Origin of the sequence: uncultured Tateyamaria sp. (assembly GCF_947503415.1) — a bacterium.
In the GTDB taxonomy this organism is placed as follows: Bacteria; Pseudomonadota; Alphaproteobacteria; order Rhodobacterales; family Rhodobacteraceae; genus Tateyamaria.
The window spans coordinates 938,208-964,252 of the sequence record NZ_CANNDS010000002.1; the positions used below are offsets into that span (position 1 = coordinate 938,208).

Consider the following 26,045-nt stretch of genomic DNA (forward strand, 5'->3'; position numbering starts at 1 on the left):
TCATGCTGGCGCTTCCGGCCAATGTGGCCTTGTGGTTCCTTCCGTTTCTGGTGCCACTTTGTCTCTATGTCGCCTACACCGATCTGGCGCGGATGAAGATCACCAATCCAACGGTCACCGCCATGGCGGTGATCTTTGCGATCATCGGGTTCTTCCTCTATCCGCTGGACGTGTACCTTTGGCAGCTTGCCTATCTGGGCATTGTGCTGGTCGCTGGCATCATCCTGAACGCGGCCGGTGCCATGGGGGCCGGTGACGCAAAATTTCTTGCAGCTGCGGCCCCTTATGTGGCCTTGGGTGACATCCGTCTGCTCATGGCGTTGTTTGCCGTCGTGTTGCTGGCCGCCTATGCCGTCCACACCGTTGCCAAACGCACGTCACTTCACAAGCTGGCACCCAACTGGACAAGCTGGAACCAACCTGGCCGCAGATTTCCGATGGGTTTTGCACTTGGCCCCACCCTTGCGATCTATCTGGGCCTCGCCGCGCTGTACGGCTCTTGACCCCTTTGGGCCACATTTTGGTCGAATAGCTGCGGTACAAGGCCTCAAAGAAATGCAGCAAAATACAGGCCCCGCATCATGAATATGCAAGTTTCGGACGTGATCGCGCCCCCCGCGCCCAAGCGGATTCAGGACATGAAGCTGCCCGTGGTGATGATGCGGGACATCCTGTTGAAAACCATGTTCCGCAAGAACCTCGACATGGCCTCTGACCTGTCCGAGGCGATGTGCCTGCCCCTTCCGGTCGTGCAGGAACTCATCGACATGTGCCGCGACCAGCGGCTGATGGAGGCGACGGGCACACTCAACGCCAACAATGGCAACGAGATGGGTTACCAACTGACCGACGGCGGCAAGGCTCGCGCGCTCGACGCCCTGTCGCAATCCGAATATTTCGGTGCCATGCCTGTGCCGTTGGAAGTGTACCGCGAACAGGTCAAACGCCAGTCCATCCGCAACATCATGGTCACACGCCAGCAACTCGTGGGCGCCATGGGCCATCTGGTCCTGCCCGAAGACTTGCTTGACCAACTTGGCCCTGCCGTCTCGGCTGGCCGCTCCATCCTGATGTACGGCCCCCCCGGCAACGGTAAATCGTCCATCTCGAACGGCATCCGTGACGCACTTGGCGACAATGTCTACGTGCCCCGTGCCATCGAATATGCGGGTCAGGTCATCACGGTCTATGACCCCATCGTGCACATCATCGCCACGGAAGCGGCCCAGGACCCCACGGCGCTGCGCCGGGTCACGCCCTATGACAAGCGCTATGTAAAATGCGAACGGCCCACGGTGATCACCGGTGGTGAACTCAGCCTCGACATGCTGGACCTCGTCTACAACCCGACGGCGCGAACGTACCAAGCACCGCTACAGCTCAAGTCCACCGGCGGCATTTTCATCGTGGACGACCTTGGCCGTCAGGCCGAACCGCCTCAGGCGCTGGTCAACCGCTGGATCGTTCCGCTCGAGGAATCCAAGGACATCCTCGCTCTGCAATCGGGCGAAAAATTCGAGGTGCCATTCGACACCCTCGTGGTCTTTTCGACCAACTTTCACCCGAACGAAATCTTCGACCAAGCGGCCCTGCGCCGGATCTTCTTCAAGATCAAGATTGACGGCCCCGATCAGGCCAACTTCCTGAAAATCTTCGCCATGGTTGCCAAGAAAAAGGGGATGGCCCTGAACGAGGAAGCCCTCGTGCATCTTCTCAAGGTCAAATACCCGACCATCGACAACATCTATGCCAATTATCAACCAAACTTCCTCGTGGACCAGATGGTCGCCATCTGCAACTTCGAAGGCATCCCCCTGCAAATGCGCCCCGACCTGATCGACCGCGCATGGGCCAACATGTTCGTCAAGGACGAACATATCGTCAAATGATCGGGCTGGCCGGATGCGGACGCATGGGCGCGCCAATGCTGGCCGCCCTGCGCGATGGCGGCACCCGTGCCATCGGCTTCGATATTGTCGACAAGGGCACCGATCACATCACCACCAACATCATGGCCTTCGCCCCGCAGCTCGAAACGCTGTTATGCGTGGTCCGGGACGAGGATGAGACGAACGCGCTGCTCTTTGACACCCAGAATCTGATGGGCACCGCACCCAACCTGCAACGCATCTTCATCTGCTCTACCCTGTCACCCCGCTATGTCCGTGGTCTCAGCGAGCGGGTGCCGGACCACATCACCCTGATCGACGCGCCCATGTCCGGCGCCGTGGTGGCCGCCGAGAACCGCACGCTCAGCTTCATGCTGGGCGGCACGGCCGACGACATTGCCGACGCCACCCCGCTCCTGTCGCTCATGGGCCAGCACTTCCACCACATGGGCGGCTTCGGGTCGGGCATGCAGGGCAAGGTGCTCAACAACCTGCTCGCCGCCTCCCATACGGCCATGACGCGGCTGGTGCTTGACTGGGCGGATGAGGCCGGGCTTGAAACCACGGCCCTGCTGAACCTGATCGAAACCTCCTCGGGCCAGAACTGGCTCGCCTCCGGGTACGAAAGCATCGAGTTCGCCAAACACGGCTACGCGCCCGACAATTCCATCGGCATCCTGGTCAAGGATGTGGCCGCAGCACTCGACGCCGCCCCCGACGGCGCAGACACGGCCCTGCCGAAACAGGTGCAGGCCACAATCCGCGCGCTCAAGGCCCGCAGCTGACACTCCGCCCACCACACGCCACGCAACGCACGTTGCGTTAACCCCTGCTCGGGCGCGCGTTGGGGGTGCACAGGGGGTGTACGCAGGGTGCACGCGGGGTGACACCCTGCCATACGGCCTTAAGCTCAATGAACATTGGGTAAATCACACCTCGAATCCCCCACATCTTCATTTCGCCAAATAAACCGCCGCCGGAGGCTCCCGCACTTCCCACCAGCGCAACACCCGCTACATTGCGACCCATGACCTCCCTGCCCCAAATCTTCACCACTTGGTTCGCCTCCAAGGGATGGTCCATCCACCCTCACCAGCAACAGATGCTGGACCGCGCCAACGACTCCGCCCTCCTGCTCATCGCCCCCACAGGCGGCGGCAAGACACTGGCCGGGTTCCTGCCCACGCTCGCCGATCTGGCCGAAAACGATCACGAGGGTATGCACACCCTTTACATCTCCCCGCTCAAGGCCTTGGCCGCTGATATCAAACGCAATCTCCGCACGCCGGTCGAAGAGATGGGCCTCGACATCCGCATCGAGGACCGCACTGGGGACACGTCCCAAACCCAGAAAAAACGCCAGCGCGCTGACCCACCACACATCCTGCTGACCACACCGGAAAGCCTCGCATTGCTCACGTCATACGAGGACGCCCCGCGTATGTTTGCAGGACTAAAACGTGTGATCGTCGATGAAATCCACGCACTGGCCGAAAGCAAACGCGGCGACCAGATGTTCCTCGCTCTGTCGCGCCTGCAAGCGCTGCGTCCCGACCTCAAACGCGTCGGCCTGTCAGCCACGGTCGAAGACCCCGCCGCCATTGCCCATCTGCTCGCCAAGCACCCCGACCCCTGCGACATCCTCCACGCGGACCCCGGCCCGCCCCCGGACATCAAGATGCTCGTCACGAACGAGGACCCGCCATGGTCCGGCTCGGGCGGCAAATACGCCATTCCGGCGGTTCTGGAAGAGGTCAAGAAACACAAGACCACGCTCATCTTCCACAATACGCGCGCGCAGGCCGAGCTTTATTTCCACAACATCTGGCTCGCCAACGAAGACCAGTTGCCCATCGGCATCCACCACGGGTCGCTCGACCGGCAGCAGCGGGAAAAGGTCGAACAGGCCATGGTCGACGGCCAGCTCAAGGCCATCGTCTGCACCGGCACGCTCGATCTTGGTATCGACTGGGGTGACGTGGACCTGATCATTCAGGTGGGTGCGCCCAAGAACGTCAAACGCCTCGTGCAACGCATCGGTCGGGCCAACCACCGCTACAACGCTCCGTCCAAGGCGCTTCTGGTCCCCGCCAACCGCTTCGAAGTGGTCGAGTGCGTGGCCGCCCTTGATGCGGTGAAAGAAGGCGCACTTGATGGCGACCCGCGCGGCCCCGGCCCCCGCGACGTACTCTGCCAACACATCCTGATTGTTGCTTGCGCCGGTCCGTTTGATGCGACCGCCCTCTTTAACGAAATATCAACCACGGGCGCGTATACGTCTTTGTCACGCGCCGAATTTGACGCGTGCCTCGATTTTTGCGCCACCGGCGGCTACGCCCTGCGCGCCTACGACCAATGGAAACGCCTGCAACAGCGCCCTGACGGCCAATGGCAATTGCGCGACCCGCGCAGCGCGCAACGCATCCGCATGAACATCGGGACCATTCAGGACACCGACACACTCAAGGTGCGCTTCAAGGGCCGCGGCGGCAAACCATTGGGAGAGATCGAGGAAGGTTTCGCCGCCTCCCTCACCCAAGGCGACACGTTCCTGATCGGCGGCCAGATCGTGCGCTATGACTCCTTGCGCGAAATGACCGTGCAAGTGACCCGCGACGCCGCCAAAAAGCCCAAGATCGCCACCTTCCTCGGCACGAAATTCGCCACCTCCACGCAGCTCAGTCACCGCATCATCGAGATGTTTCAACAGCCGACATGGCCTGCCCTCCCCCCACACACCTCCGAATGGCTCACCCTGCAACGCGACGTCAGCCGCCTGCCCGAACCGGGCCGCCTGCTGATCGAAAGCTTCCCGCACGACAACCGCATCCACACCGCCGTCTACGGCTTTGCAGGCCGTAACGCCATGCAAACGCTGGGACTGCTGCTCACCAAACGGATGGAGGAAACGGGCCTCAACCCCCTCGGCTTCCTCGCGACCGATTATGCCACCCTGATCTGGGGCCTCAACAAAATCACCGACCCGGCCCCCCTCTTCGAGATTGAAGCCCTCCGCGACGGCCTCGACCGCTGGCTCGCAGGCAACGCGGTCATGAAACGCACCTTCCGCGCCTCCGCCACCATCGCGGGCCTCATCGAACGCAACCTGCCCTCAAACCGAAAAACCGGACGCCAAGCCACCTTCAGCTCTGACATCCTCTACGACACGCTCGCCAAATACGACCCCGACCACCTGATGCTCCAAATCACCCGAGAGGAAGCCATGCGCGGCCTCGTCGACTTTGGAAGGATCGAGGAAATGTGCGCCCGCATCGGCAATCGCATCGACCTGATCGAACACAGCCGCGTCACACCGCTCGCTGCCCCGCTGATGCTCGAAGTGGGCCGCGTGCCCATCAAGGGCCTCGCCGAAGAACAACTGCTGGCGGAAGAAGCCGAGCGCCTGATGAGCACCGCGGGGCGATCGCCCGAACCGAAGAAGAAAGAATGGCGCGTTCCATTCTGATCCTCTTCATCTTGCCAGATAAACTCCGGGGTTTGGGGCAGAGCCCCAACCCGTAAGGCGCATCTTGATGCGCCCCGCCCTCGCCGCTATGAACAAAATATGAACACGTGCGACCTTTCCCTTGCCGGAACCCGGCTCCATGCCCTCGGCTCCGGCGCGCTCTACTGGCCAGACCAGAGCCTCCTGTGCGTCTCCGACTTGCACCTGGGCAAGGCCGAACGCATCGCCCGGCGCAGCGGCATGCAACTCCCCCCCTACGAGACGCGCGACACACTCACCCGCCTCGCCGCCGACCTCGACAGCACAGAGGCGCGCACCGTCATCTGCCTCGGCGACAGCTTCGACGACCTTGCGGCCGCGCGCAGCCTGCCCGAAGACGAACGGCTCTGGATCACCCGTCTGCAAGCAGGGCGCCGCTGGGTCTGGATCGAAGGCAATCACGATCCCGGCCCAATCGAATTTGGCGGCACGCACCTGGCCGACCTCCCCATCGGCCCCCTCACCTTCCGCCATATCGCCCAAGCCGGTGCCACCGGGGAAATCTCCGGCCACTACCACCCCAAAGCCACGCTGCACACACGCGCCCGCGCCATCTCGCGCCCCGCATTCCTGCTCGACAAGGATAAACTGATCCTGCCCGCCTACGGCACCTACACGGGCGGGCTGCGCAGCCACGACCATACGCTGACCAAACTCATGCGCCCGGATGCCAGCGCCATCCTGACCGGGCCCAAACCAGTACAAGTGCCTATGCCACGAGGGGCCGCATGAAAAACAAAATTCAGACCAGCTTTGACCGTCACACCATGATGGAAACATTCGGCGCCACGCTCGACGATGTTGCGGCAGGGCACGTGACGATCTCCGCCCCGATCCTTCCCGGCAGTCGCCAGCAACAGGGCCTCGCGCATGCCGCACTCACCTTTGGGCTTGGCGACACGGCGGCAGGTTACGCCGCGCTCACTTCAATGCCGGACGACACCGAAGTTGTTACGGCAGAGATCAAGATCAATCTGACGGCCCCCGCAATCGGGGATCGCCTGATCGCAAAAGGCCGGGTCATCAAACCCGGCCGTCGCCTGATTGTCGTCGCAGCGGATGTGTATGCGTTGCAAAACAGCACCGAAACACTTGTCGCGGTTATGCAAGGCACCATGGTCCCGGTGCGCTCGTAAGGCGGAGGTGTCCTCCGCCACCGCCCCTCAAGCCGTCAGGCCCTCGGGCTCCGCCAAGCCATTCGCCCGGCAGCACGCCGTCACGGTGTTCGCCAGCAAACACGCAATGGTCATCGGCCCCACACCACCCGGCACGGGCGTGATGGCACCGGCCACGGCGGCGCAACTGTCATAGTCGCAATCGCCCACAAGGCGCGTCTTGCCCTCGCCCTTCTCGGGCGCATCGATCCGGTTGATGCCGACATCGATCACGGTCGCACCGGGCTTGATCCAGTCGCCCGTCACCATCTCTGGCCGACCAACAGCGGCCACGACCACATCCGCTTCACGCACCTTGGCCTCGATATCCTTGGTCCGCGAATGTGCAATGGTGACGGTGCAACTGTCACCCAGCAACAACTGCGCCATCGGCTTGCCCACAATGTTCGATCGGCCAATGACAACAGCGTTCAGCCCCGACAGCGATCCATGATGATCCCGCAGCATCATCAGACACCCCAAGGGCGTGCAGGGCACCATGGACTTCTGCCCGGTCCCCAACAAACCCACGTTCGAGATATGGAAGCCGTCCACATCCTTGGCCGGATCAATGGAGTTGATCACCAGATCCTCATTCAGATGTCCGGGCAAGGGCAGCTGCACGAGAATACCGTGAATCTCCGGATCCTCGTTTAGCGCCTTCACCACGGCCAGTAGATCAGCTTCGGAGGTGTCAGCATCCAGACGATGCTCGACACTCTTCATGCCCACTTCGACCGTCATCTTGCCTTTCGAGCGGACATAGACCTGGCTCGCCGGGTCTTCGCCCACCAGCACAACCGCAAGACCGGGAGTGATCCTATGCGCCTCTTTCAGTCGCGCCACATGGTCGGCCACCTGGCCCCGTACCTTGGCCGCAAAGGCCTTGCCATCAATTACTGTTGCGGTCATGCCGTCGGGCTCTCCTTGGATTATCGGACGAAATTCACCTGATGCGCCCAGCTTTCGCCATCGCTGATCACCAGCGTGTCGAATTCCATCAGTTGCAACAGATCAAAGAAGGTCGCTACGAATTGCAGCTCTTGCGCACGGAAGAAATCGTTGTTGCGCATGTTGGATGTCATTTGCGCCAGTACGGCGCGGGCGCGGAACAGGGTCGAGAATACGTCATCGTCCAGCGCGATGACCGACAGATGCTTGGCATCTGACCCTTTTGCAAAGAACACGAAACGCGGGCTTTCGGGCGCGGCCAGTTGGGCGACGGTCAGGTTTGTGACAAACTCAACCCGCACGCCTTTGCTGGAATCTGGCGCTTCTCGGATCACACGCGTGAAGTCCTCGGTCGAGGTGACGTCCGGATAATAGTAGCCCTCATAACGCTCTTGGGCGCTGGCGGTCACAGCAGCAAAGGCAAAGGCGAAAATCAGGGCAAGCAATCTGGTCATGAATAGTCCTCCAAGTGATGGAGTGCACGCTGACCGCCGACGCGGCCCGGGGTCAATGGGATTTCAGCCCCGTCATCTATTTGTGACGGGGCTGATGTCAGTATTTGTGGTCAGAACAGCCCTTCGATCTGTCCTTCATCATTCAGCATGATGTTTTCGGCCGACGGCACACGCGGCAGACCGGGCATGGTCATGATCTCTCCGCAGACCGCCACGATGAACCCGGCACCTGCTGACAGACGCACTTCGCGCACCGGAACCGAATGGCCCGTGGGCGCACCGCGCAGGTTCGGATCGGTCGAGAAGCTGTACTGCGTCTTCGCCATGCAGACCGGCAAATGGCCATAACCCTGCTCTTCCCACAGCTTCAGCTGATCGCGGATCTTCTGATCCATCAACGCCTCGTCCGCGCGGTAGATGCGCTTGGCGATGGTCTGGATTTTCTCGGCCAAGGGCATCTCGTCGGGATAGATGGGCGAGAAGTTGGCCGTATCCGCATCGGCCAGCTCCGCCACTTTCGTGGCAAGGTCTGCCGACCCTTCTGACCCCAGCTCCCAATGGCGCGACAGGATGGCCTCGGCCCCATGCTCAGCCACGTAATCCTTGATCGCCTGCACTTCGGCATCGGTGTCCGTGACAAAGTGGTTGATGGCAACGACAACCGGCACGCCAAAGCTCTTCAGGTTCTCGATGTGACGGCCAAGGTTCGGGCACCCCTTCTTGACCGCATCCACATTCTCGGCCCCAAGGTCCGCCTTGGCCACGCCACCGTTCATCTTCATCGCACGCACGGTCGCCACACAGACCACAACGGACGGCGCAAGACCTGCCTTGCGGCACTTGATGTTCATGAACTTCTCGGCACCTAGGTCCGCGCCAAAACCCGCCTCGGTTACAACGTAGTCCGCCAGTTTCAGCGCCGTGGTGGTCGCAATGACGGAGTTACAGCCATGCGCGATGTTCGCAAATGGACCGCCATGCACAAAGGCCGGGTTGTTTTCCAGCGTCTGCACAATGTTGGGCTGCATCGCATCCTTGAGCAGCACGGTCATGGCCCCATCGGCCTTGATGTCGCGCGCAAAGACAGGCGAGCGATCCCGGCGGTACGCCACGATCATGTCGCCCAGACGCTTTTGCAGGTCCTTGAGATCCTTGGCGAGGCAAAGGATCGCCATAACCTCGGACGCCACGGTGATGTCAAAGCCCGCCTCACGCGGGAAGCCGTTGGCCACACCGCCCAAGCTGGCTGTGATCTGGCGCAGGGCGCGGTCGTTCATATCGACCACACGCCGCCACACGACACGGCGGGTGTCGATCTCCAACTCGTTGCCCCAGTAGATGTGGTTGTCGATCATCGCCGACAGCAGCGAGTGGGCGGACGTAATGGCGTGGAAGTCACCCGTGAAATGCAGGTTCATCTCTTCCATCGGCACGACCTGAGCGTAACCACCACCCGCAGCGCCGCCCTTCATGCCAAAGTTTGGACCCAAAGACGCTTCGCGGATACACACGCAGGCGTTCTTGCCGATATGGTTCAGACCGTCGCCCAGACCCACGGTTGTTGTGGTCTTGCCCTCGCCCGCGGGGGTCGGGTTGATGGCGGTCACAAGGATCAGCTTGCCGTTGTCGCGGTCCTGCACCGAGTTGATGAAGGACTGGCTGACCTTCGCCTTGTCGTGGCCATAGGGCAGCAGATCATCTCTGGCGATGCCCAGCTTGGCCCCGATCTCCTGGATCGGCTTCTTCTGCGCCTCGCGCGCAATTTCGATGTCGGATTTATAGGCCATGATGCTCCCCGCAGTCCTAATGGGTACGTCTGTCGTGGCCTGCATACAGCCGCATGCCTAGGGGTCATGCGTGCGATTCCGACATTTTGGGACGTTGCAGCGGCCCAATTGCATACGGGGGTTTCATTTCGGAAACGGCGGGCAAATGTGCGAAACGTTTTGCCATGGCGGATCACGATCCGCCTTACACTCCGCTCAACCCGCGCGCGCAGCCTCCAGATGCGACCACGCAGGTTGATCCGGCACGTGCAAGGTCAACACATCACCAAGCGCTAGACGCCCGCCATATTCAATCCACGCCGTCACACCACGCCGCCCCTTGGCCGCTGGCTTGTACCGCGCACCAAAGCCCTCCGCCTCTGCCTCGATCTCCCGCCCCGGGAGAACACAGGGGCGGTTTTCCATGTCGATGGCAATCCCAACACCGCTTGAAGACATCAGGCGCGACGACGGGGGCACATGGGTGAAGTCGGGAATACCCTCGATCACCAAAGACGCCCCGACCCAAGCCGGATCAATGCGCTCCAACCCCATGGCCTCGGCCGTGGCGGCCAATTCCTCGGCACTCACGATGGACAGCTGGCGCGTATTCCGGATCACCGTGCCCTCCTTGTACTGCGTCCGCACCCGCACACAGGATGGCCGTGTCGGCCCGCCGTGATCCTCACCGGGCAACCCGTCCAGCGTCACGTCGACCGATTTCGCAGGTACGGACCGCAAGCTCAGCTCCCGGCTTGGCACATGGCCCAACCATGTGATCGTGGCGGTGAAGGACGTGGGTTTCAAAGCGGGCATAATCAGCAACCTATTCAGATTCGTGCACCGCGCACTAAAAGGCCCCGCACGCGGCGGGGCCAATGACTTTTTGTGACGTGGGTTTCAGCAACCGGAATATCAGGTCGGTTCCGGCTCCATACCGCCATCGCCAGACGGGCCAGACTTCTTCTTGGCCTTTGGAATGGCGGTCAGGCTGGGCTTCTTGTCCTCAACGGCAGAGCCACCTTCATCATCATCAGGCGCGTGGGGTGGATCGCCGTTCATCACGCGTTCAATCTCTTCGCCGGTCAGGGTTTCGTATTCAAGCAGCCCTTGCGCCAGACGTTCGAACTTTTCTTCGTTCTCGCCAATGATCTTGGCCGCCCAGTCGTACCCATCCTGAATGAACTTCTGAACTTCCTGTTCAACCAATTCCTTGGTGTTGGCCGAGACGGAGAAACCCGCCGTGTTGCCCTGATAGCCTTGAGCCGCTTCGGAATAGTCGATGTTTCCGACCTTGTCCGACATGCCCCATTGCAGAACCATGGCACGCGCCAGGGCCGAGGCTTGCTGGATATCCCCAGCCGGACCATTCGACACCGAATCCGCACCATATTTGTGAATTTCAGCCGCCTTGCCCGCCATGGTCATGGCCAAACGTTGGTGGCATTCATCCTTGAACATGTTCAGGCGGTCCATCTCGGGCAGGCTCATGACCATACCAAGCGCTCCACCGCGCGGAATGATCGTCGCCTTGTAGACGGGATCGCATTTGGGCAGCAGGTGGCCAACCAACGCGTGACCAGCTTCGTGATAGGCGGTCATTTCCTTCTGTTCAGGTGTCATGACCATGCTGCGGCGTTCCGGCCCCATCATGACCTTGTCCTTGGCAGATTCGAAATCGATCATGGTCACAAACCGACGTCCCACACGGGCCGCCATCAGTGCCGCCTCGTTCACGAGGTTGGCAAGGTCCGCACCCGAGAAACCCGGCGTGCCCCGCGCGATGATGCGCAGATCAACGTCAGGACCCAGCGGTGTCTTGCGGGCGTGCACGCCCAAAATCTTTTCGCGGCCTTTGATGTCGGGATTGCCGACCGTAACCTGACGGTCAAAGCGGCCCGGACGCAGCAGCGCAGGGTCCAGCACGTCCTTGCGGTTGGTGGCCGCGATGATGATCACACCTTCGTTGGCTTCAAAGCCGTCCATCTCGACCAGCAACTGGTTGAGGGTCTGTTCGCGCTCGTCATTGCCGCCGCCATAGCCGGCACCACGATGGCGACCCACGGCGTCGATCTCGTCAATAAAGACGATGCAAGGCGCGTTCTTCTTGGCCTGTTCGAACATGTCACGGACACGGGACGCACCCACACCCACAAACATCTCAACAAAGTCAGAGCCGGAGATGGTGAAGAACGGCACACCCGCCTCACCAGCCACGGCGCGGGCCAAAAGCGTTTTACCGGTGCCCGGAGGGCCCACAAGCAACGCACCCTTGGGGATCTTGCCGCCCAGACGCGAAAATTTCTGCGGGTTTCGCAGGAACTCGACGATCTCGTCCAGCTCGTCTTTGGCCTCGTCAATGCCGGCGACATCGTCAAAGGTCACGCGACCTTGCTTTTCGGTCAGCATCTTGGCCTTGGATTTGCCAAAGCCCATCGCGCCGCCTTTGCCGCCACCCTGCATGCGGTTCATGAAATAGATCCACACACCGATCAGCAGCAGGAAGGGCAGAAGCGACAGGATAAAGGTCTGGAACCCCGACTGTTGCTGGGGCTCGACCTGCAAGGGCACATCATTGGCAATCAGCAGATCGGTGACTGACGCATCCTCGGGCTTGATGGTTACAAACTCATCCGTGCCCCTACGGAAGCGCACCTGCTCCCCGTCGAGCGTCACCTGCGCGACAGAGCCGTCTTCGACAGCGTCCACAAACTCGGAATATGTGATCTCGCGGCTTTGCAGCGTGTTGCCCGACCCACCAAACAGGTTGAACAGCGCGAGGATCAGCAGAAACAAAACAACCCAGAAGGCGATATTACGTGCGTTTCCCAAGGAAAATCTCCTGATTATAGCGACACGCAGCACCCGCCGCGGCCGTTTCCTTTAAGATAGACATGCAGCGCACATGTTCAATGAGATAAAAGTGCGGCGAAAAAGGCGTCTTTGCCACCGTCCAGCTCGACCGTCCATTCATCGTCCAGCCCGACGAAGGGCGCAGCCACCAACTGATCGTTGTACCAGACGGCCGGGGATGCGGCCAAAGCGGCGCGCGGCAGGCCGATGTCACGCCAGCCCTCAATGCCCGACAGCGCCTCATAGCCCAAAACGCGCACTTCCAATTCGGGGTCATCCTCCGGGCCGGTTATCAGCCAGCGGTCGTCCCACATGTCGCCCACTTCGCTGACGGTATCCTTGACAGCGTTCAATTCGCGAAAGACCCAGATCATGCCATTTTCGACGCTGACCTGACAGCCATCCAGCGTTGCCGTCTGTCCTGTCCGCACCGCGGCAATCGCCCGCGCGACGGGGTCCTTGCGGGGCGGGTAAACATGTTGCGATGTCCAGTTGAGCGTGTGCACCATCAGCCGCCGCGCCGTTTCCTGCGGCAACAGCCGGAATTTTGCCAGATCAATGGAAATGACGCCATGAATGACCTGCGCCATCTCCTGAGCCGCCAGAAAGGTTTGCCAATCCAGCGCTTCGCGGGCGCGTGACATGTGCTGAGATACCTCGACCAGCGTATCGGTCCTCAGACCCAAGGTCCCGAGGATCGTCAAAGCGTCGCGGACGCGCACCCGCTCAAATTCGCGCGAGTCGTTGCTGGGGTCTTCGCACCAGTTGATACCCGCCGCCTGCAGGTATTGACGAAGGGCCGTGCGCTCGATCTCAAGAAACGGGCGCACCCACGTGATGCCATGATGCACGCGGCGTGCGGCCATGGCACTCAGCCCGTCCACACCCGACCCACGGGCAAGACGCATGATGAAGGTTTCGGCCTGATCGTCGGCAGTGTGGCCCAGCGCAATGCACCCGATGCGGTTGGCATAGGCCCAGTCAGCCATGATCTCGTACCGGGCATCACGTGCGATGGCCTGCAAATTGCCCTGCCCGTCCCACCCGGTCCAGTATTCGACGTGGTGGGGCAGGTTCCAACGGGCGCACAGATCGGTGACCAGCGCGATTTCGTTCTTCGCCTCTTCGCGCAGGCCGTGATCGACGGTGATAACATGCAATTCAACGGACGCGTCACGGCAATAGTGAACAAGCGCCGCCATCAACGCGATGGAATCGCCGCCACCCGACACCGCCACGCCGATGCGTTCCGGGGGGGTCGCCCCCATCTGCGCCTCAATCGCCGCGATCAGGGGTGCAAGCATCCCTCAGCTACAGCCGATATTGCGCATCGCGCTTTGGGCATCTGCAATCTCGGGCGCGCCGGGAAACCGGGTCTCGACCTCGGCCAGGGTCAAACACGCCTCGTTGGTCTGGCCCAATCGGCCAAGGGCCGCGCCCAGCTTGAACAAAGCCTCGGCCGCGACGGGCCCGGTCGGGGCCACGGAAAAGGCCGCCAGAAACGCCCGCGCACCTTCGCGAACGTCGCCAAGGCTTTCCAGCGCATCCCCCCGCCGCAGGTCCGCCTCTACCGAGAGGGGTCCGCCGGGATAGGTCTGATTAAAGGTCGCAAACTGGTCCGCGGCGGCGCGAAAGTCACCGGCAGCGAGCGCCTCCTGCGCCCGCTCAAAGTCTGCTGCTTCCTGTGTTGCGAGTTGTGGTGCATCGGGGGCAGGTTGCTGGACCGCGGGGGCAGTTGCCGGAGCCTCTCCGCCACCCAGCGTCGGGGTGTCCCCCAACGCGCCAATGTCGCAGCCCGCTTCCAACTCGCACAGACGGAACTCAAGATCGCCTACGCGGTTCGTGCCATCCGTCACAACCGTATTGATGCGAAACTCCAACTGTTCGGTCTTGCCGGTCAGGCGCTGCAACTCGACCTCGATGGCGTTCACGCGGTCAAGGATGCTCCCGCCCGCGGCACCACCAGAGACACCGCCCGTGGTCGACAACTCCCGTTTCAGGCGTTGCACCTCGGTGTTGAGAACGATCAACTCCTGCCGGATATCGGCCAAGGTCTGGTCCTGCGCAAGCACAGGACCGGTCAGCCCAAAGGCCAACACCGCCGCAACAATAAACCGTTTCCCCACAGACATGCCCCTTGTCGTGTTTGCTTAGCTGGTCAAACCGCCTGCCAGTACCGTAACAGCCCGGCGGTTCTTGGCATAGCAGGCTTCTTCGCTGCATACCTCGATCGGGCGCTCCTTGCCAAAGCTGACAACCTGCAGGCGGCCGGGTTGCACACCCTGGCTCACAAGATAGGCGCGGGCCGCATCGGCGCGACGTGCACCAAGGGCCAAGTTGTATTCGCGCGTGCCCTGCTCATCGGCATGGCCTTCGATGACGGCGGTGTAGTCGGCGTTCTGCAACAGCCACACGGCCTGACCATCCAGTGTCGCCCGGCCTTCCGGTGACAATGTGGACTGGTCCACCGCAAACAAAACCCGGTCGCCCACAGCCTGCTGGAAATAGGCCGGGGATGCCGGATCAGATGCGCTGCCCGGCACCACGCCGCCTGCACCGTTCGCAAACGGGTCATCTGCCCCACCTGCACCACCCAAGCGGGCGGGATCGGTACATGCAGTCACACTCAATGCCGCACAGATCATCAAGATCGAAGATTTCAGTTTCATGGCCTCTGCCTCTCTGGTTGTCGCGCCGTCTATGCGGCGTCTTTCCGTCTGCTTATCACGTTCCTGCGCAAGAAGAAAACGCGACCGTTTAGCGTTGCAAGGGTCCCCAGGACGGATCAGATCCGCCTTCGGGCGTGCGCACAGGGCGCAGGTTGCGTCCCGTGATGTCTACCGAATAAAGCGTCGACCGACCGGCAGCCCCCTGCGTTTCGCGCGCAAACATGATGACGCGACCATTGGGCGACCAGGTTGGCCCCTCATCGAGGAAAGAAGCGGTCAAAAGCCGTTCTTCACTGCCATCGGTGCGCATGACACCAATATGAAAGCGTCCCTTGGATTGCTTGGTAAAGGCGATCAGATCACCACGCGGCGACCAGACCGGGGTGCCATAGCGGCCCTCTCCAAAGGAAATGCGCTGCGCTTCGCCGCCACCTGCGGGCATCACATACAGCTGCTGCGTGCCGGACCGGTCGCTTTCGAACACAATCTGCGTGCCATCGGGATTGAAGCTGGGCGCGGTTTCGATTGCGGGGGTCGACGTCAGGCGCTGGGATTGACCCGAGCCGATATTCATCGACCAGATATCCGTATTGGCCCCTTGGGTCAGGGAATAGACAACCGTCTGACCATCGGGGGCAAAGCGGGGCGCAAAGCTCATCGTGCCTTGCTGGCTTTCCAGCACGCGCCGCTGAACGCTGCCGACATCAAGGACATAGATACGCGGAAAGCCCGTCTCGTAACTGGTATACAGCACCCGGTCGCCCGTGGTCGAAAACCGAGGGGCCAACACGATGGACTCAGAGCCCGTCAGATACTGCACATTCGCCCCGTCATAATCCATGATGGCCAGACGTTTGCGGCGCTCGGCCTTGGGTCCGGTTTCGCTCACAAACACCACGCGGCTGTCGAAATACCCGGTCTCGCCCGTGATGCGGCTATAGACGACATCGGCCATCTTGTGGGCTATGCGCCGCCAGCCATCCGTGGTGCCCGCCAATTGCAGACCATCGCCCAGTTCCGCGCCCGAAAACACGTCATAGAGGCGGAATTTCACATTGATCTGGTTGCCGTTCACGCTCACCGCACCGGCCACCAGCGCCTGCGCGTTGATCGCTTTCCAGTCCGCATATTGCACGGGGGCGGCAAAGCTGCTGACCTGGCTGATAAAGGCCGAGGACGGGATTTCCCGGAACAGGCCCGTGCCTGTCAAATCCTCGGCAACGACGCGGGCAATCCGCTGCCCCCAATCGCCCGCGCCCGCGCCCTCGGGCACGAGGTCCGGGATTGCAACGGGAAGGGGTTCGATGACCCCTTCGGTGATTTCGATCCGCAAGGGGCCGTCCTGTGCAGCCACCCATGCGGGGGCCAGACACAGAACCATCAGGCAAAGCATTCGAACCATCATTTGATACGCATCCTTTCGGGATTGAACGTCATCTCGATCTCCTTCCACTGCCCGTATTTTTCGGCGGGCAGGTCATATCCATCGCGCGTGCAGCGAATGATCGCGCGGCGCGCCGCTTCAAAGGCCTGTTGCGCTGCCGTCTGTGATCCGCCCGAGCTTGAGGCCAGCCGGATCGACGGAATCACCGGCTTGCCGTCCTGGGTCATGTCCACGGTGACAACCACGGTGGTCTGCAACGCCTCGGACGACAGCGATCCCACATTCCAGCAATTCGACACCGCAACGCGCAACGCATCCTTTTCACCGGCCGACAGGGGTGGGCCTTGCGGCACGTTTTCTTCTTCGCCACCCAACGCCTGACGCAGCGCATCGTTCACATCTTCCGCCGTGTCGGTGGGCTCAACCGGCGTGCTTGGCGCCTCGGGCTCAGGCTCAGGCTCAGGCTCAGCCGCAGGTTCCGCCGTTTGCACAGGCGGGCTGGGTCGCCGCGCAGGCGGACGCGGTGACGACGTTGGCGCGCGGCTCGGCTCTTCGGCTTCGGTCACGATTTCTGTCGTGGCCTCCTCGGGGGCGGTCGCGTCTTGTTCTTCCGCCTGCGTCTCAGCGGTCTCACCTTCGGTAACGGCGTCCTGTTGAACGTCATCAGGCGTGGCTTCGGGTGCCGGTGGCGCAACCGGTTCCGGCGCGACACGCTCGGACGGGCGCGGGATGGGGCGCGGCGCGACCTCGGGCACAACCACCGCCTGATCCTGCGGCGTGGGCAAGACAGGGGCCTCGTCCACCACGTCAGGCTCGGGATCAGGCGCGGGCGGTTCCGGCACGGTTTCGGGTTCCGGCGCAGGCGTCGGTTCGGGTCGTTCCACCTCAACCGCCTCATCCGGTATGGGCGTTTCAACCGGGTCCGGCACCACTTCGGGCTCCACGGGCAAGGCCACATCCACGGACGGGTCGGGAACAGGTCCGCTGGGCAACAACGCCTCGAACGCATCGGACGAGATCACGGACACTTCCGTCACCTCGAACGGCAACGGCTCGGACTGAAAGGACCCGCCAAACAGGATCCAGCCGATCAGGCCCGCGTGCCCGATACCCGATATGACCTGCCCGGTGTTCAAGGATTACCCGTCCTCGCCGTCCAGCGTTGGCCCACCGATATCCGTCACAAGGCCAATGTTGGAAAACCCACCCGCATTCAGCGCGCCCATGACCTGCATGACCTGTTCGTAAGGCACAGCGCCATCAGCCCGCAGGAAAACCTGATCACTGTCGCGCTCGGCGGCAATGGCGCGCAGGCGGACAACCAACTGGTCCCGCTCCACGGCAGTGGTCTGGATTTGCACCTCACCTTCCGCGGTGACGGTAATGGTCAACGGCTCCTCCTGCTCGGTCGGCAGCGCACCCGCCGCCGTCTCGGGAAGGTTCACCGGCACACCCACGGTCAACAAGGGGGCCGCCACCATGAAGATGATCAAAAGCACCAACATCACGTCCACAAAGGGCGTGACGTTGATCTCGGACATGGGCCGCGCCCGGCTGCGCTTGCGCCGCCGTGACCCGCCTTCGTCCTTTTGCATGACACCCGCGCCCATGGCTCAGCCGTCCAACTGGCGGCTCAGGATGGTGGCAAACTCGTCCGAGAACGCCTCGTACCCCGCCACGATCTGATCACTGTCCGCACTCAGCTTGTTGTAGAAAATGACCGCCGGAATAGCCGCCAAAAGCCCCAGACCGGTGGCCAACAACGCCTCGGCAATGCCAGGGGCCACGACAGCCAGATTGGTATTCTGTTGCTCCGCAATCTCGATGAACGCGTTCATGATGCCAATGACGGTACCAAAAAGCCCGATGAACGGTGCAGACGAGCCCACCGTGGCCAGCACAGTCAAACCGCCCTGCAACTTTTCGGCCTGCTTGGCAATCGCCACATCCATGGACCGATCAATCCGGGACGTCGCCCCCGCAATCAACCCGCCATCTTCGCGATGCGACCGCTGCCACTCGATCATACCGGCGGCAAAGACCTTCTCGGCCGGCCCATCCGGCTCCGGCCCGATCTGATCGAAAAGCCCATCCAAAGGCTCCCCCGACCAGAACGCCCGATCAAAGCGCTCGGCCTCGGCCCGCGCCCGCCGGTAGACCAGCAATTTCTGAATGATAATGCCCCACGCCCAGAACGATGCGACGATCAATATGATCATCACCAGTTTCACCGTAAAGGTCGCGCGCAAGAAAAGCCCCCACATCGAGAAATCAACCTCGTGCGCCAGGGCGAGCGTTTCTGCTTCCATACTGCCTGCTCTTTTGTTTGGCCGCTTGTTCGGCTCTTGTCTGGCGCAAAGAGTAAGGCAAAGCCTAGGGGAAAGCTATCACTTCGGCGTCAGAACGCCCTTATTTTGCGATTGCTGCGCGGATTTCCGCGGGCAAACGCATCGGTTTTCCCGTTGTGGTCATGGTGACGGCAACAACATGCGCACGGAACAGGACCTGACCGTCCCGCTGCACCTCCTGATCAAAGGTCCAGCGCACGGGGCTGGCGGCCTGATGGGTGGTCACAACGTCCAGACGGTCGGCCATGCGGGCGGGCGAGATGTAATCGGCCTCCACCCGTGTGATGACAAACACAATGCCCTTTTCACGCATCGCCACCTGATCCAGACCGATCTCTTCAACGATGGTGGACCGGGCGCGCTCGATATAGCGCAGATAGTTCGCGTAATAGACAACACCGGCCATGTCGGTGTCTTCATAATAAACGGTGATGGGGAAATGATGGGGGGTCATGGATACTCAGGCATTTGGATGCGGTCATAGATCACGAGCACGGCAAATGACGCAACCCATGGCAGGGCACGGAACGCGCCCTCCCGATCACTGCGCCAAAAACGCCCGCATCATCTGCTCCGCCTCATCCGGCTTGTCCCGGTGCACGCCATGGCCGCACCCTTCAAAAATCTCCAACCGGGCATTGGCCCCCACCGCGGCGGCAATCTCCTCGGAACAGCGCGCAGGCGTGACGGGGTCCTCGGCCCCGCCCAGCACAAGGGTCGGGCAACTGATCGCAGCGATACTGGCCCGCAAATCCATCTCCATCATCTCGTTTTCAAAGAAATGCACCGTCACCTCCGGGCGCTGAATGGCCCATGTGCGATAGGCCGCGCCATCCTCGGCCGGTGCGCGATTGTAAAGCGGCAGGCACACTTCGGCATAAAGGTCATAGCCGGACAGCGTCGGCGTGGTGAAAAAGTCCCGTGCCACCTGCCCGGCCCGGTCGCCGCCCAATCGAGTCGCGACGCTGACCGTCTCGTCCAGCAGAAAACGCGCCGCCGTAGACGACAGGATCACCTTCGCAGGATGATCGGGGTGGCGCGCGGCATAATGCATCGCCACCATACCGCCAAAGGACTGACCAAAGACCAGCGGGTTTTCGATGCCAAGCTGCGCACAAAAGGTCTCAACATCATCGGCCCACTGGTCCAGATGCCATGTCTCCTGCGGGGCGGTCGACCGGCCACATCCGCGATGATCCAGATAGACAACCTGATACACGTCAGCGAACCGATCAAAATAGGGGCGCAAGGTTGTGTGATCGTATCCCGGCCCACCATGCAGCACCAAAAGCGTAGGCCGCGCCGCCAGTTCATCGCCCGCAGGCATCAACTGCGCCCCGACAACGTCGAAAAAGATCTCGGCCCCGTTCACGTTCATCTGCATTCGCGCTGTCCCCGTGTTCACCTTGCACAAGCGCCCACGCTAGCCACGCGAAGGACAAAGCTCAATCAAAGCTGAGGCGACATTCTGCCCACTGCAACAGGTGGCACGCAGCCCCCGGCCACGTGCCCCTTTGCACCCAACACCACTCCGACTAGACTTCCTGAAAAGCAGTCACAAAATCACAGGCCCCCACATGCACCTCACCCGCAGAACCACCCTGCTCGGCCTCAGCGCCTTCGCGCTGTCCGCCTGTGCAACCACCGTTCCGACCAGCCGCCCGTCCGGTGGCCTGCCCGCAGACCTGCGCCCCACCCCGAACCCTGCCTATGACGCATGGGTCGCCAGCTTTCGCACCCGTGCCGCTAATGCGGGCATCTCGCAATCCACGCTCAACGCCGCCTTTCGCGGCACCGGCTACCTGCCCGGCGTCGTGCGGCGCGACCGCAACCAAACCGAATTCACCCGCACGCTCGAAGATTACCTGTCCATCGCCGCGTCCGACGAACGCGTGTCCAAGGGCCGCGCGGCCTATGCTCGCCACCGCAGCACCCTGAATGCGGTCGAGGCGCGCTATGGCGTGCCCGCCAACATCGTGACCGCCATCTGGGGACTGGAAAGTTTCTACGGCGAGCGGCGCGGCGACGTGCCGGTGATCTCGGCCACCTCAACCCTCGCCTTTGACGGGCGGCGCGGTGCGTTCTTTGAAAAGCAGTTGATCGAGGCGTTGCGCATCCTGCAATCGGGTGATGTCACTCCTGCGAACCTCACCGGCTCATGGGCCGGGGCCATGGGGCACACACAATTCATTCCCACCTCGTATCAGGCTTTCGCCGTGGACTTCACCGGCGACGGGCGGCGCGATATCTGGTCCGATGATCCCTCCGACAGTCTCGCCTCCACCGCCGCCTATCTGTCGCGCAATGGCTGGCGTTCTGGCCAAAGCTGGGGACGTGAGGTGACAGGCACGGCATCCGGCACGGTCATCCAGCCGCAGCCCGGTGGCCCACGCTTTGAGGTCACGCGCAATTTCCGGGTGATCAAGACCTACAACAACTCTGACAGCTACGCGATTGGCGTGGGCCACCTTGCTGACCGCATCGCGGGCGGCGGCCCCTTGCGCGACACCTTCCCGCCCGATCAATACGGCCTGACCAAGGATGACCGCATCGATCTGCAACGCCGCCTAACGGCGCGCGGCTTTGATACAGGCGGGGTCGATGGTGTGCTGGGCACCAAGTCCAAGGCCGCGATCACCGCCTATCAAAGCAGTCAGGGCCTGCCCGCCACGGGCAATCCATCGCCTGAATTGTTGCGCTCTCTGGGCGGGTAAACCGCGCCGCCCGTCCTCGGCACCAGCATGGGCCGCGCGTGGTTAAAATCCGCTTGCGGGGCCGTACTTTGATCCAAGCCATTGAGGGCAGGCGCAAATCGTAAATGCGTGAAAATTTCGTTGCGCCAGCGAACAGGCTGTCCCCGCGGGGACAGATCAGTTCGGGGACACCAACCGCGCACTCAACCGCAACGCATGGGACGCATCATCCGCGGCCACAGGCATCACCGGATCATAAGCCGCCCGAATGAGTGCGGCAATGTCAGGCCGCAAAACGGTCGTCTCCCCCGCCACCGCAAGCGGCGAGCGATCCCGAAAGGCGAGGTCCGACCACAACAGGATGGACTGCACACACTGGCTCAACGCCAATGTCTCCGCGGGGACAGCGCTCAGGTGTTGGTCCATCCGCAGGAATACAAAGCACGCCTTGATGGCACCCGCTTCGTCAAAGCGGAAGATGCGGTACTGATTGGCATCCGCGTTCTGCAACCGTTCAACCAACGGTCCAAGGTCGGGGATCAACCGATCAAGGCCAGAGACGTCGGGCAACTCCGCCCAGTCGGAAAAGAAGAACCACATGAAGTTCGACCCCAGTTCGGGGTCCGTCTCCGCCATCTCGTGCCCGGCCAACTGGCACACCGCCTCGACCGCGCCCTTGATCGTGCCCAAGGTTTCGTCCTGCACCCCGAACACGACCGGTGCCAGGGGGCGGCCCCAGCGGGCAAAGGTATAGTCACCACTCTCGCGCCGGAACAGCGCCTCGATCTCGTCAGGTGTCATCGCACATCTCTAGTCAAACAAATCGCCCGAAGACTTCGGCGGCTCGATCCCCAGATGCCGCCATGCCCGCTGCGCCAGCATCCGTCCCCGCGGGGTCCGTTGGATCAACCCTTGCTGCAAAAGATACGGCTCGATCACCTCTTCCAGCGCATCCCGGCTTTCGCTCAGCGCAGCACTCAAAGTCTCCACCCCAACGGGACCACCACCATAGTGATCGGCCATCAGCTTGAGATACCGACGGTCGGCACCATCGAGACCCAGATGATCCACGCCCAAACGTGTCAGCGCCGAGTCCGCCAGCTCCTTGGTCACGCGCCCATCACCCTCGACCACGGCGAAGTCCACCACCCGGCGCAAGAGCCGCCCGGCGATGCGGGGGGTGCCGCGGGCGCGGCGGGCGATCTCTCGGGCGCCGCCTTCGTCGGCGGGGGCGCCGAGGGTGCGGGCGTTGCGTTCAACAATCGTAAACAATTCGTCTTCGGTGTAGAACTGAAGGCGCGTGGGAATGCCGAAGCGGTCGCGCAGCGGCGTCGTCAAAAGGCCCATCCGGGTCGTCGCGCCGACCAGTGTGAAGGGCTGTAACTCGATCCGGACAGTGCGGGCGGCGGGGCCTTCACCGATCACGAGGTCCAGCTCAAAATCTTCCATCGCGGGATAGAGGACCTCTTCGACCGCCGGGTTCAGGCGGTGAATCTCGTCGATGAACAGAACATCGCGCGCCTCAAGGTTCGTCAGGATCGCGGCCAGATCACCGGCCTTGGCCAGCACGGGGCCGGACGTCATGCGGAAGTTCACGCCCAACTCGCGGGCCATGATCTGCGCCAGCGTTGTCTTGCCCAGACCGGGGGGGCCGTGGAACAAGGTGTGGTCCATGGCTTCGCCGCGCTGTTTGGCGGATTGGATGAAGACGCGCAGATTGGCGCGGGCCTCGGCCTGACCGACAAAATCCTCAAGAAGCTGTGGACGCAGCGCGCGGTCAAATGCGGTGGCGTCATCCTCGGGCAAGGTCGCGCCGCGCAGGGTGGGGTCAGAGGCGTCGGTCATCATCTCTCAATCGTAAGGCGGACGTGTCGTCCGCCCACCCCTACCCCTTTGGTGCCAAGAGTTTCAATGCAGCGCGGATCAGGGCGGGTGTGTCTGCGTTCGGGTCATCGCCTGCGGCCTGTGCCACTGCCCCTGCCGCGTCCGAGGGGCCATATCCAAGATTGCCAAGCGCCGACAGCGCATCGGCCTGCGCCGTGGAGGCTGGGGCCGCGACGGCGATGGGTTCGATCACCTCGGCCTCGGCATCGCCTGTGGCTTCGACCACTGTGCCGCCCATGGCCATGACCGACGGGGCCTTGTCCTTGAGGTCGAGCACGATGCGTTGCGCGATCTTGGGGCCGATGCCCTTGGCCGCTTTGACCGCATTCCAGTCCCCAAGCGCGATGGCGCGGCTGGTGCCGTCGGTACCCAGCGTGCCGAGAATGGCGAGCGACGCCTTGGCCCCCACGCCTTGCACGGACATCAGCAGGCGGTGCCATTCCTTTTCGGCCAATGTCGGGAACCCGAACAGCTGCATGAGGTCCTCGCGCACCACCAGATCGGTGAAGAGCGCGCAGGCCTGCCCCACGGGCGGCAGCGACGCGAGCGTCCGGTCAGAGCAATAGACGATATAGCCCACGCCGCGCACGTCGATCAGGATGTGGTCAGTGGCCTTGTAATCGATGCGGCCAGACAACTTGCCAATCATGCGCGTGCCTTTGCGAGGGCAGCAACCAGCCCCTGCCCCGCGCCGTGATGGGCGTGGCAGATGGCGATGGCGAGCGCATCGGCGGCATCAGGTCCCGCAATATCCACACCGGGCAGTTGCACACGGACCATGTGGGCCACTTGGCGTTTGTCGGCGTGCCCCACCCCCACAACCGTCTTCTTGACAGCGTTCGGCGCGTATTCCCCGACGCTGAGGCCCGCCCGCGCGGACGCCAGCATGGCAATCCCGCGCGCTTGTCCAAGTTTTAGCGTCCCCGCTCCGTCCTTGTTCACAAAGGTCTGCTCCACCGCGGCGGCGTCAGGTTCGTGCCCGGCTATGACGGTGTTGATCTGATCGAAGAGACTGAGCAGGCGTAACGCAAGATCATCGCCTGCAGAATGGCAGACACCATTGGCGACATGACGCAGACGCGGGCCATCCGCATCAATGATGCCCCAGCCCATATGACGCAAGCCGGGGTCGATCCCTAAAATTCGCACGATTTTCTGCCCTCGCCTGCTTGTTTGTTGCTTTTCGGAGTCAGTAGCACGAAACGCGAACATCCGCCAAGTGGTAACGCGCAAGCGCCGTTTCCGACATATCCCTGTCCCTTGGGCGACATGGGCAGCGCGCGACTAGCTTTGGGACGGACTGCAAACAGCTTTGGGACGAAATCTTGACCTTGGCGAGAGATGCTGTTCCTGTTTTCCGATGACCCAATTGCCTCAAAGAATACCTCCTGATCTCTTGGCAGCTCTGCAGACACTAGAAGGGCACCGCACCCCACCAACCAATTAGGAAAGATGGGGTGTTTGGATCGAATGCTGTGAAAAGCATGGCATCGAAGCACCATCTGCTCTGCCGGAACATTTGGAGACGCCCTCTGCCGACTATTGACATCGTCGCGCCAATTATCCCTTCCACATTCAGCGAAAGACTATTTATGGCCTATGAAATACAGCTTCAGAGCGGTGCGGCGATGAAGATCACGATGTCATGCAAAGGAAAGTTTTTAGCGACAGGAACCGCCTTTCTGTGGGAGTTCCAATCCAAAATATACCTAGTGACCAACTGGCACAACGTGGCGGGCAAAGATTCGATAACAGGCGCATGGCTGAACAAGAATTCGGTGGCACCAGATCAGTATTCGTTCACCGTGCAAGGTGCTGACGCGATCACAGGGAAACATATTTACGCTGATGTAATTTACCGCCGAGATGATTTTGGCACGGTTTGGTATCAGCACCCGACTTTAAGAGGACAGGTCGATGTAGCGCTTTTACCCTTTCAACCGATACCAGCCAAAAATCTATGTCAGATAAAAGATATAGAGAACCAGAGAATTTACCTCCGACCTGGGGAAGATGCATTTATCTTGGGCTTTCCACTAGGCATAGAAGTGGAAAAAACACCGATTTGGAAACGAGCCACAGTCGCATCCGAGCCGGAAATTGACGTCGACGGCTTGCCAAAGATGCTTGTTGATACGGCGACTTACCGAGGGATGTCTGGTGCTCCCGTAATTAGACGGGTGTCAAACGGCCCCACCAAGGGCGGTGATTGGGTACATACTATGGAGAAGGTAGAACTGCTGGGGGTCTATTCTGGTAGGCTTACCTTCGGGACCGACAAAAGGTTGTCAGCCCAAGAAAGCCAGCTCGGCGTAGTCTGGAAAACCAGAGCACTTAGGGACATAGCTCTGGGGAGGCAAGTTATGGCGATCGACGCCGGTCTTGTCGACCCAGATGACTCCTAGCGTTACCTCGCGTCACAGGTAGTCGGAGCCGTTACTGGACCCGATGCAAAATGACTATTTGTTTGCGATGTCATAAGTCAAATTCGTCA

At 61.5% G+C, this 26,045-nt stretch carries 26 protein-coding genes; 8 read left to right on the plus strand and 18 right to left on the minus strand.

The features are described 5' to 3' along the window. The first annotated feature begins 2 nt into the window (after positions 1–2). The 6 genes from Q1A32_RS15790 (at position 3) to Q1A32_RS15815 (ending at position 6,530) form a co-directional block, all read left to right on the plus strand. Positions 3–503: a prepilin peptidase gene (locus Q1A32_RS15790; RefSeq protein WP_299611415.1), complete on the plus strand. Its 501-nt coding sequence runs from the start codon at positions 3–5 to the stop codon at positions 501–503. A 78-nt stretch (positions 504–581) separates the two neighbouring features. Further along, positions 582–1,889, plus strand: a complete 1,308-nt coding sequence (locus Q1A32_RS15795) for an ATPase (protein ID WP_299611414.1) — start codon at positions 582–584, stop codon at positions 1,887–1,889. Next, on the plus strand, positions 1,886–2,674 hold the full coding sequence (locus Q1A32_RS15800; RefSeq protein ID WP_299655152.1) for an NAD(P)-dependent oxidoreductase: 789 nt from the start codon (positions 1,886–1,888) through the stop codon (positions 2,672–2,674). The genes Q1A32_RS15795 and Q1A32_RS15800 overlap by 4 nt, the downstream gene beginning before the upstream one ends. A gap of 242 nt (positions 2,675–2,916) precedes the next feature. Then, positions 2,917–5,355 (plus strand): ligase-associated DNA damage response DEXH box helicase, encoded by a 2,439-nt coding sequence (locus Q1A32_RS15805; protein WP_299655154.1) that lies wholly within the window; start codon positions 2,917–2,919, stop codon positions 5,353–5,355. Positions 5,356–5,454: 99 nt separating this feature from the next. Next, the gene (pdeM, locus tag Q1A32_RS15810) at positions 5,455–6,126 is read left to right on the plus strand and encodes a ligase-associated DNA damage response endonuclease PdeM (RefSeq protein WP_299655155.1); all 672 of its coding nucleotides are present in this window, start codon (positions 5,455–5,457) and stop codon (positions 6,124–6,126) included. Next, positions 6,123–6,530, plus strand: a complete 408-nt coding sequence (locus tag Q1A32_RS15815) for a PaaI family thioesterase (RefSeq protein ID WP_299655157.1) — start codon at positions 6,123–6,125, stop codon at positions 6,528–6,530. The genes pdeM and Q1A32_RS15815 overlap by 4 nt, the downstream gene beginning before the upstream one ends. A 27-nt stretch (positions 6,531–6,557) precedes the next feature. Here the strand turns inward: Q1A32_RS15815 and folD are convergent, their stop codons facing one another. From folD to Q1A32_RS15885, 14 genes are all read right to left on the minus strand, one after another. Next, a complete protein-coding gene (folD, locus tag Q1A32_RS15820; protein WP_299655160.1) occupies positions 6,558–7,460 on the minus strand; it encodes a bifunctional methylenetetrahydrofolate dehydrogenase/methenyltetrahydrofolate cyclohydrolase FolD in 903 nt (300 codons plus the stop codon). 20 nt (positions 7,461–7,480) lie between these two features. Beyond that, entirely contained in the window at positions 7,481–7,954 is a 474-nt protein-coding gene (locus Q1A32_RS15825; protein ID WP_299655163.1) for a hypothetical protein, read from the minus strand. A gap of 110 nt (positions 7,955–8,064) precedes the next feature. After that, positions 8,065–9,741: a formate--tetrahydrofolate ligase gene (locus Q1A32_RS15830; RefSeq protein WP_299655166.1), complete on the minus strand. Its 1,677-nt coding sequence runs from the start codon at positions 9,739–9,741 to the stop codon at positions 8,065–8,067. A gap of 195 nt (positions 9,742–9,936) precedes the next feature. Then, positions 9,937–10,536, minus strand: coding sequence for a sulfurase (locus Q1A32_RS15835; RefSeq protein ID WP_299655168.1), 600 nt, complete (start codon positions 10,534–10,536; stop codon positions 9,937–9,939). Positions 10,537–10,635: 99 nt separating this feature from the next. Further along, a complete protein-coding gene (ftsH, locus tag Q1A32_RS15840) occupies positions 10,636–12,552 on the minus strand; it encodes an ATP-dependent zinc metalloprotease FtsH (protein ID WP_299655171.1) in 1,917 nt (638 codons plus the stop codon). A 77-nt stretch (positions 12,553–12,629) separates the two neighbouring features. Continuing rightward, a complete protein-coding gene (tilS, locus tag Q1A32_RS15845) occupies positions 12,630–13,877 on the minus strand; it encodes a tRNA lysidine(34) synthetase TilS (RefSeq protein WP_299655173.1) in 1,248 nt (415 codons plus the stop codon). Positions 13,878–13,880: 3 nt separating this feature from the next. Continuing rightward, positions 13,881–14,699 carry a tol-pal system protein YbgF gene (gene ybgF / locus Q1A32_RS15850; protein ID WP_299655177.1) on the minus strand — a complete coding sequence of 273 codons (819 nt, stop codon included), beginning with the start codon at positions 14,697–14,699 and terminating at the stop codon, positions 13,881–13,883. Between the two features lie 24 nt (positions 14,700–14,723). After that, the gene (gene pal / locus Q1A32_RS15855) at positions 14,724–15,242 is read right to left on the minus strand and encodes a peptidoglycan-associated lipoprotein Pal (protein ID WP_299655180.1); all 519 of its coding nucleotides are present in this window, start codon (positions 15,240–15,242) and stop codon (positions 14,724–14,726) included. Between the two features lie 88 nt (positions 15,243–15,330). After that, positions 15,331–16,647 carry a Tol-Pal system beta propeller repeat protein TolB gene (gene tolB / locus Q1A32_RS15860; protein ID WP_299655184.1) on the minus strand — a complete coding sequence of 439 codons (1,317 nt, stop codon included), beginning with the start codon at positions 16,645–16,647 and terminating at the stop codon, positions 15,331–15,333. Further along, positions 16,644–17,762: an energy transducer TonB gene (locus tag Q1A32_RS15865; RefSeq protein WP_299655187.1), complete on the minus strand. Its 1,119-nt coding sequence runs from the start codon at positions 17,760–17,762 to the stop codon at positions 16,644–16,646. The genes tolB and Q1A32_RS15865 overlap by 4 nt, the downstream gene beginning before the upstream one ends. Before the next feature lie 3 nt (positions 17,763–17,765). Beyond that, a complete protein-coding gene (gene tolR, locus Q1A32_RS15870) occupies positions 17,766–18,236 on the minus strand; it encodes a protein TolR (protein WP_299655190.1) in 471 nt (156 codons plus the stop codon). 3 nt (positions 18,237–18,239) lie between these two features. Further along, positions 18,240–18,935 carry a protein TolQ gene (gene tolQ, locus Q1A32_RS15875; RefSeq protein WP_299611380.1) on the minus strand — a complete coding sequence of 232 codons (696 nt, stop codon included), beginning with the start codon at positions 18,933–18,935 and terminating at the stop codon, positions 18,240–18,242. Between the two features lie 100 nt (positions 18,936–19,035). Further along, positions 19,036–19,428, minus strand: coding sequence for a YbgC/FadM family acyl-CoA thioesterase (locus Q1A32_RS15880; protein ID WP_299655193.1), 393 nt, complete (start codon positions 19,426–19,428; stop codon positions 19,036–19,038). A gap of 87 nt (positions 19,429–19,515) precedes the next feature. Further along, entirely contained in the window at positions 19,516–20,358 is an 843-nt protein-coding gene (locus Q1A32_RS15885) for an alpha/beta fold hydrolase (RefSeq protein WP_299655196.1), read from the minus strand. Between the two features lie 193 nt (positions 20,359–20,551). Between Q1A32_RS15885 and Q1A32_RS15890 the strand changes: the two genes are divergently transcribed. After that, the gene (locus Q1A32_RS15890; protein WP_299655199.1) at positions 20,552–21,688 is read left to right on the plus strand and encodes a lytic murein transglycosylase; all 1,137 of its coding nucleotides are present in this window, start codon (positions 20,552–20,554) and stop codon (positions 21,686–21,688) included. Between the two features lie 156 nt (positions 21,689–21,844). Here Q1A32_RS15890 and Q1A32_RS15895 read toward each other — a convergent pair whose 3' ends face one another. From Q1A32_RS15895 to ruvC, 4 genes are read right to left on the minus strand one after another with little or no spacing between them, the layout of a single operon-like run. Next, entirely contained in the window at positions 21,845–22,468 is a 624-nt protein-coding gene (locus tag Q1A32_RS15895) for a hypothetical protein (protein WP_299655202.1), read from the minus strand. 9 nt (positions 22,469–22,477) lie between these two features. Beyond that, positions 22,478–23,512 carry a Holliday junction branch migration DNA helicase RuvB gene (gene ruvB / locus Q1A32_RS15900; RefSeq protein WP_299611366.1) on the minus strand — a complete coding sequence of 345 codons (1,035 nt, stop codon included), beginning with the start codon at positions 23,510–23,512 and terminating at the stop codon, positions 22,478–22,480. Between the two features lie 40 nt (positions 23,513–23,552). Next, positions 23,553–24,200, minus strand: coding sequence for a Holliday junction branch migration protein RuvA (gene ruvA / locus Q1A32_RS15905; RefSeq protein WP_299655205.1), 648 nt, complete (start codon positions 24,198–24,200; stop codon positions 23,553–23,555). Then, positions 24,197–24,703 carry a crossover junction endodeoxyribonuclease RuvC gene (ruvC, locus tag Q1A32_RS15910; RefSeq protein ID WP_299655616.1) on the minus strand — a complete coding sequence of 169 codons (507 nt, stop codon included), beginning with the start codon at positions 24,701–24,703 and terminating at the stop codon, positions 24,197–24,199. Before ruvC ends, ruvA begins: the two co-directional genes overlap by 4 nt. 440 nt (positions 24,704–25,143) lie before the next feature. Here ruvC and Q1A32_RS15915 point away from each other — a divergent pair, with 440 nt between their 5' ends. Then, the gene (locus tag Q1A32_RS15915; RefSeq protein WP_299655208.1) at positions 25,144–25,956 is read left to right on the plus strand and encodes a serine protease; all 813 of its coding nucleotides are present in this window, start codon (positions 25,144–25,146) and stop codon (positions 25,954–25,956) included. Positions 25,957–26,045 lie beyond the last annotated feature (89 nt).

Excerpts from the sequence above, each read along its gene's own strand:
- Q1A32_RS15790 (WP_299611415.1), top strand. The coding sequence starts at position 3 with ATGCTGGCGCTTCCGGCCAATGTGGCCTTGTGGTTCCTTCCGTTTCTG.
- Q1A32_RS15795 (WP_299611414.1), top strand. The coding sequence starts at position 582 with ATGAATATGCAAGTTTCGGACGTGATCGCGCCCCCCGCGCCCAAGCGG.
- Q1A32_RS15800 (WP_299655152.1), top strand. The coding sequence starts at position 1,886 with ATGATCGGGCTGGCCGGATGCGGACGCATGGGCGCGCCAATGCTGGCC.
- Q1A32_RS15805 (WP_299655154.1), top strand. The coding sequence starts at position 2,917 with ATGACCTCCCTGCCCCAAATCTTCACCACTTGGTTCGCCTCCAAGGGA.
- pdeM (WP_299655155.1), top strand. The coding sequence starts at position 5,455 with ATGAACACGTGCGACCTTTCCCTTGCCGGAACCCGGCTCCATGCCCTC.
- Q1A32_RS15815 (WP_299655157.1), top strand. The coding sequence starts at position 6,123 with ATGAAAAACAAAATTCAGACCAGCTTTGACCGTCACACCATGATGGAA.
- folD (WP_299655160.1), bottom strand. The coding sequence starts at position 7,460 with ATGACCGCAACAGTAATTGATGGCAAGGCCTTTGCGGCCAAGGTACGG.
- Q1A32_RS15825 (WP_299655163.1), bottom strand. The coding sequence starts at position 7,954 with ATGACCAGATTGCTTGCCCTGATTTTCGCCTTTGCCTTTGCTGCTGTG.
- Q1A32_RS15830 (WP_299655166.1), bottom strand. The coding sequence starts at position 9,741 with ATGGCCTATAAATCCGACATCGAAATTGCGCGCGAGGCGCAGAAGAAG.
- Q1A32_RS15835 (WP_299655168.1), bottom strand. The coding sequence starts at position 10,536 with ATGCCCGCTTTGAAACCCACGTCCTTCACCGCCACGATCACATGGTTG.
- tilS (WP_299655173.1), bottom strand. The coding sequence starts at position 13,877 with ATGCTTGCACCCCTGATCGCGGCGATTGAGGCGCAGATGGGGGCGACC.
- pal (WP_299655180.1), bottom strand. The coding sequence starts at position 15,242 with ATGAAACTGAAATCTTCGATCTTGATGATCTGTGCGGCATTGAGTGTG.
- tolB (WP_299655184.1), bottom strand. The coding sequence starts at position 16,647 with ATGATGGTTCGAATGCTTTGCCTGATGGTTCTGTGTCTGGCCCCCGCA.
- tolR (WP_299655190.1), bottom strand. The coding sequence starts at position 18,236 with ATGGGCGCGGGTGTCATGCAAAAGGACGAAGGCGGGTCACGGCGGCGC.
- tolQ (WP_299611380.1), bottom strand. The coding sequence starts at position 18,935 with ATGGAAGCAGAAACGCTCGCCCTGGCGCACGAGGTTGATTTCTCGATG.
- Q1A32_RS15880 (WP_299655193.1), bottom strand. The coding sequence starts at position 19,428 with ATGACCCCCCATCATTTCCCCATCACCGTTTATTATGAAGACACCGAC.
- Q1A32_RS15885 (WP_299655196.1), bottom strand. The coding sequence starts at position 20,358 with ATGCAGATGAACGTGAACGGGGCCGAGATCTTTTTCGACGTTGTCGGG.
- Q1A32_RS15890 (WP_299655199.1), top strand. The coding sequence starts at position 20,552 with ATGCACCTCACCCGCAGAACCACCCTGCTCGGCCTCAGCGCCTTCGCG.
- Q1A32_RS15895 (WP_299655202.1), bottom strand. The coding sequence starts at position 22,468 with ATGACACCTGACGAGATCGAGGCGCTGTTCCGGCGCGAGAGTGGTGAC.
- ruvB (WP_299611366.1), bottom strand. The coding sequence starts at position 23,512 with ATGACCGACGCCTCTGACCCCACCCTGCGCGGCGCGACCTTGCCCGAG.
- ruvA (WP_299655205.1), bottom strand. The coding sequence starts at position 24,200 with ATGATTGGCAAGTTGTCTGGCCGCATCGATTACAAGGCCACTGACCAC.
- Q1A32_RS15915 (WP_299655208.1), top strand. The coding sequence starts at position 25,144 with ATGGCCTATGAAATACAGCTTCAGAGCGGTGCGGCGATGAAGATCACG.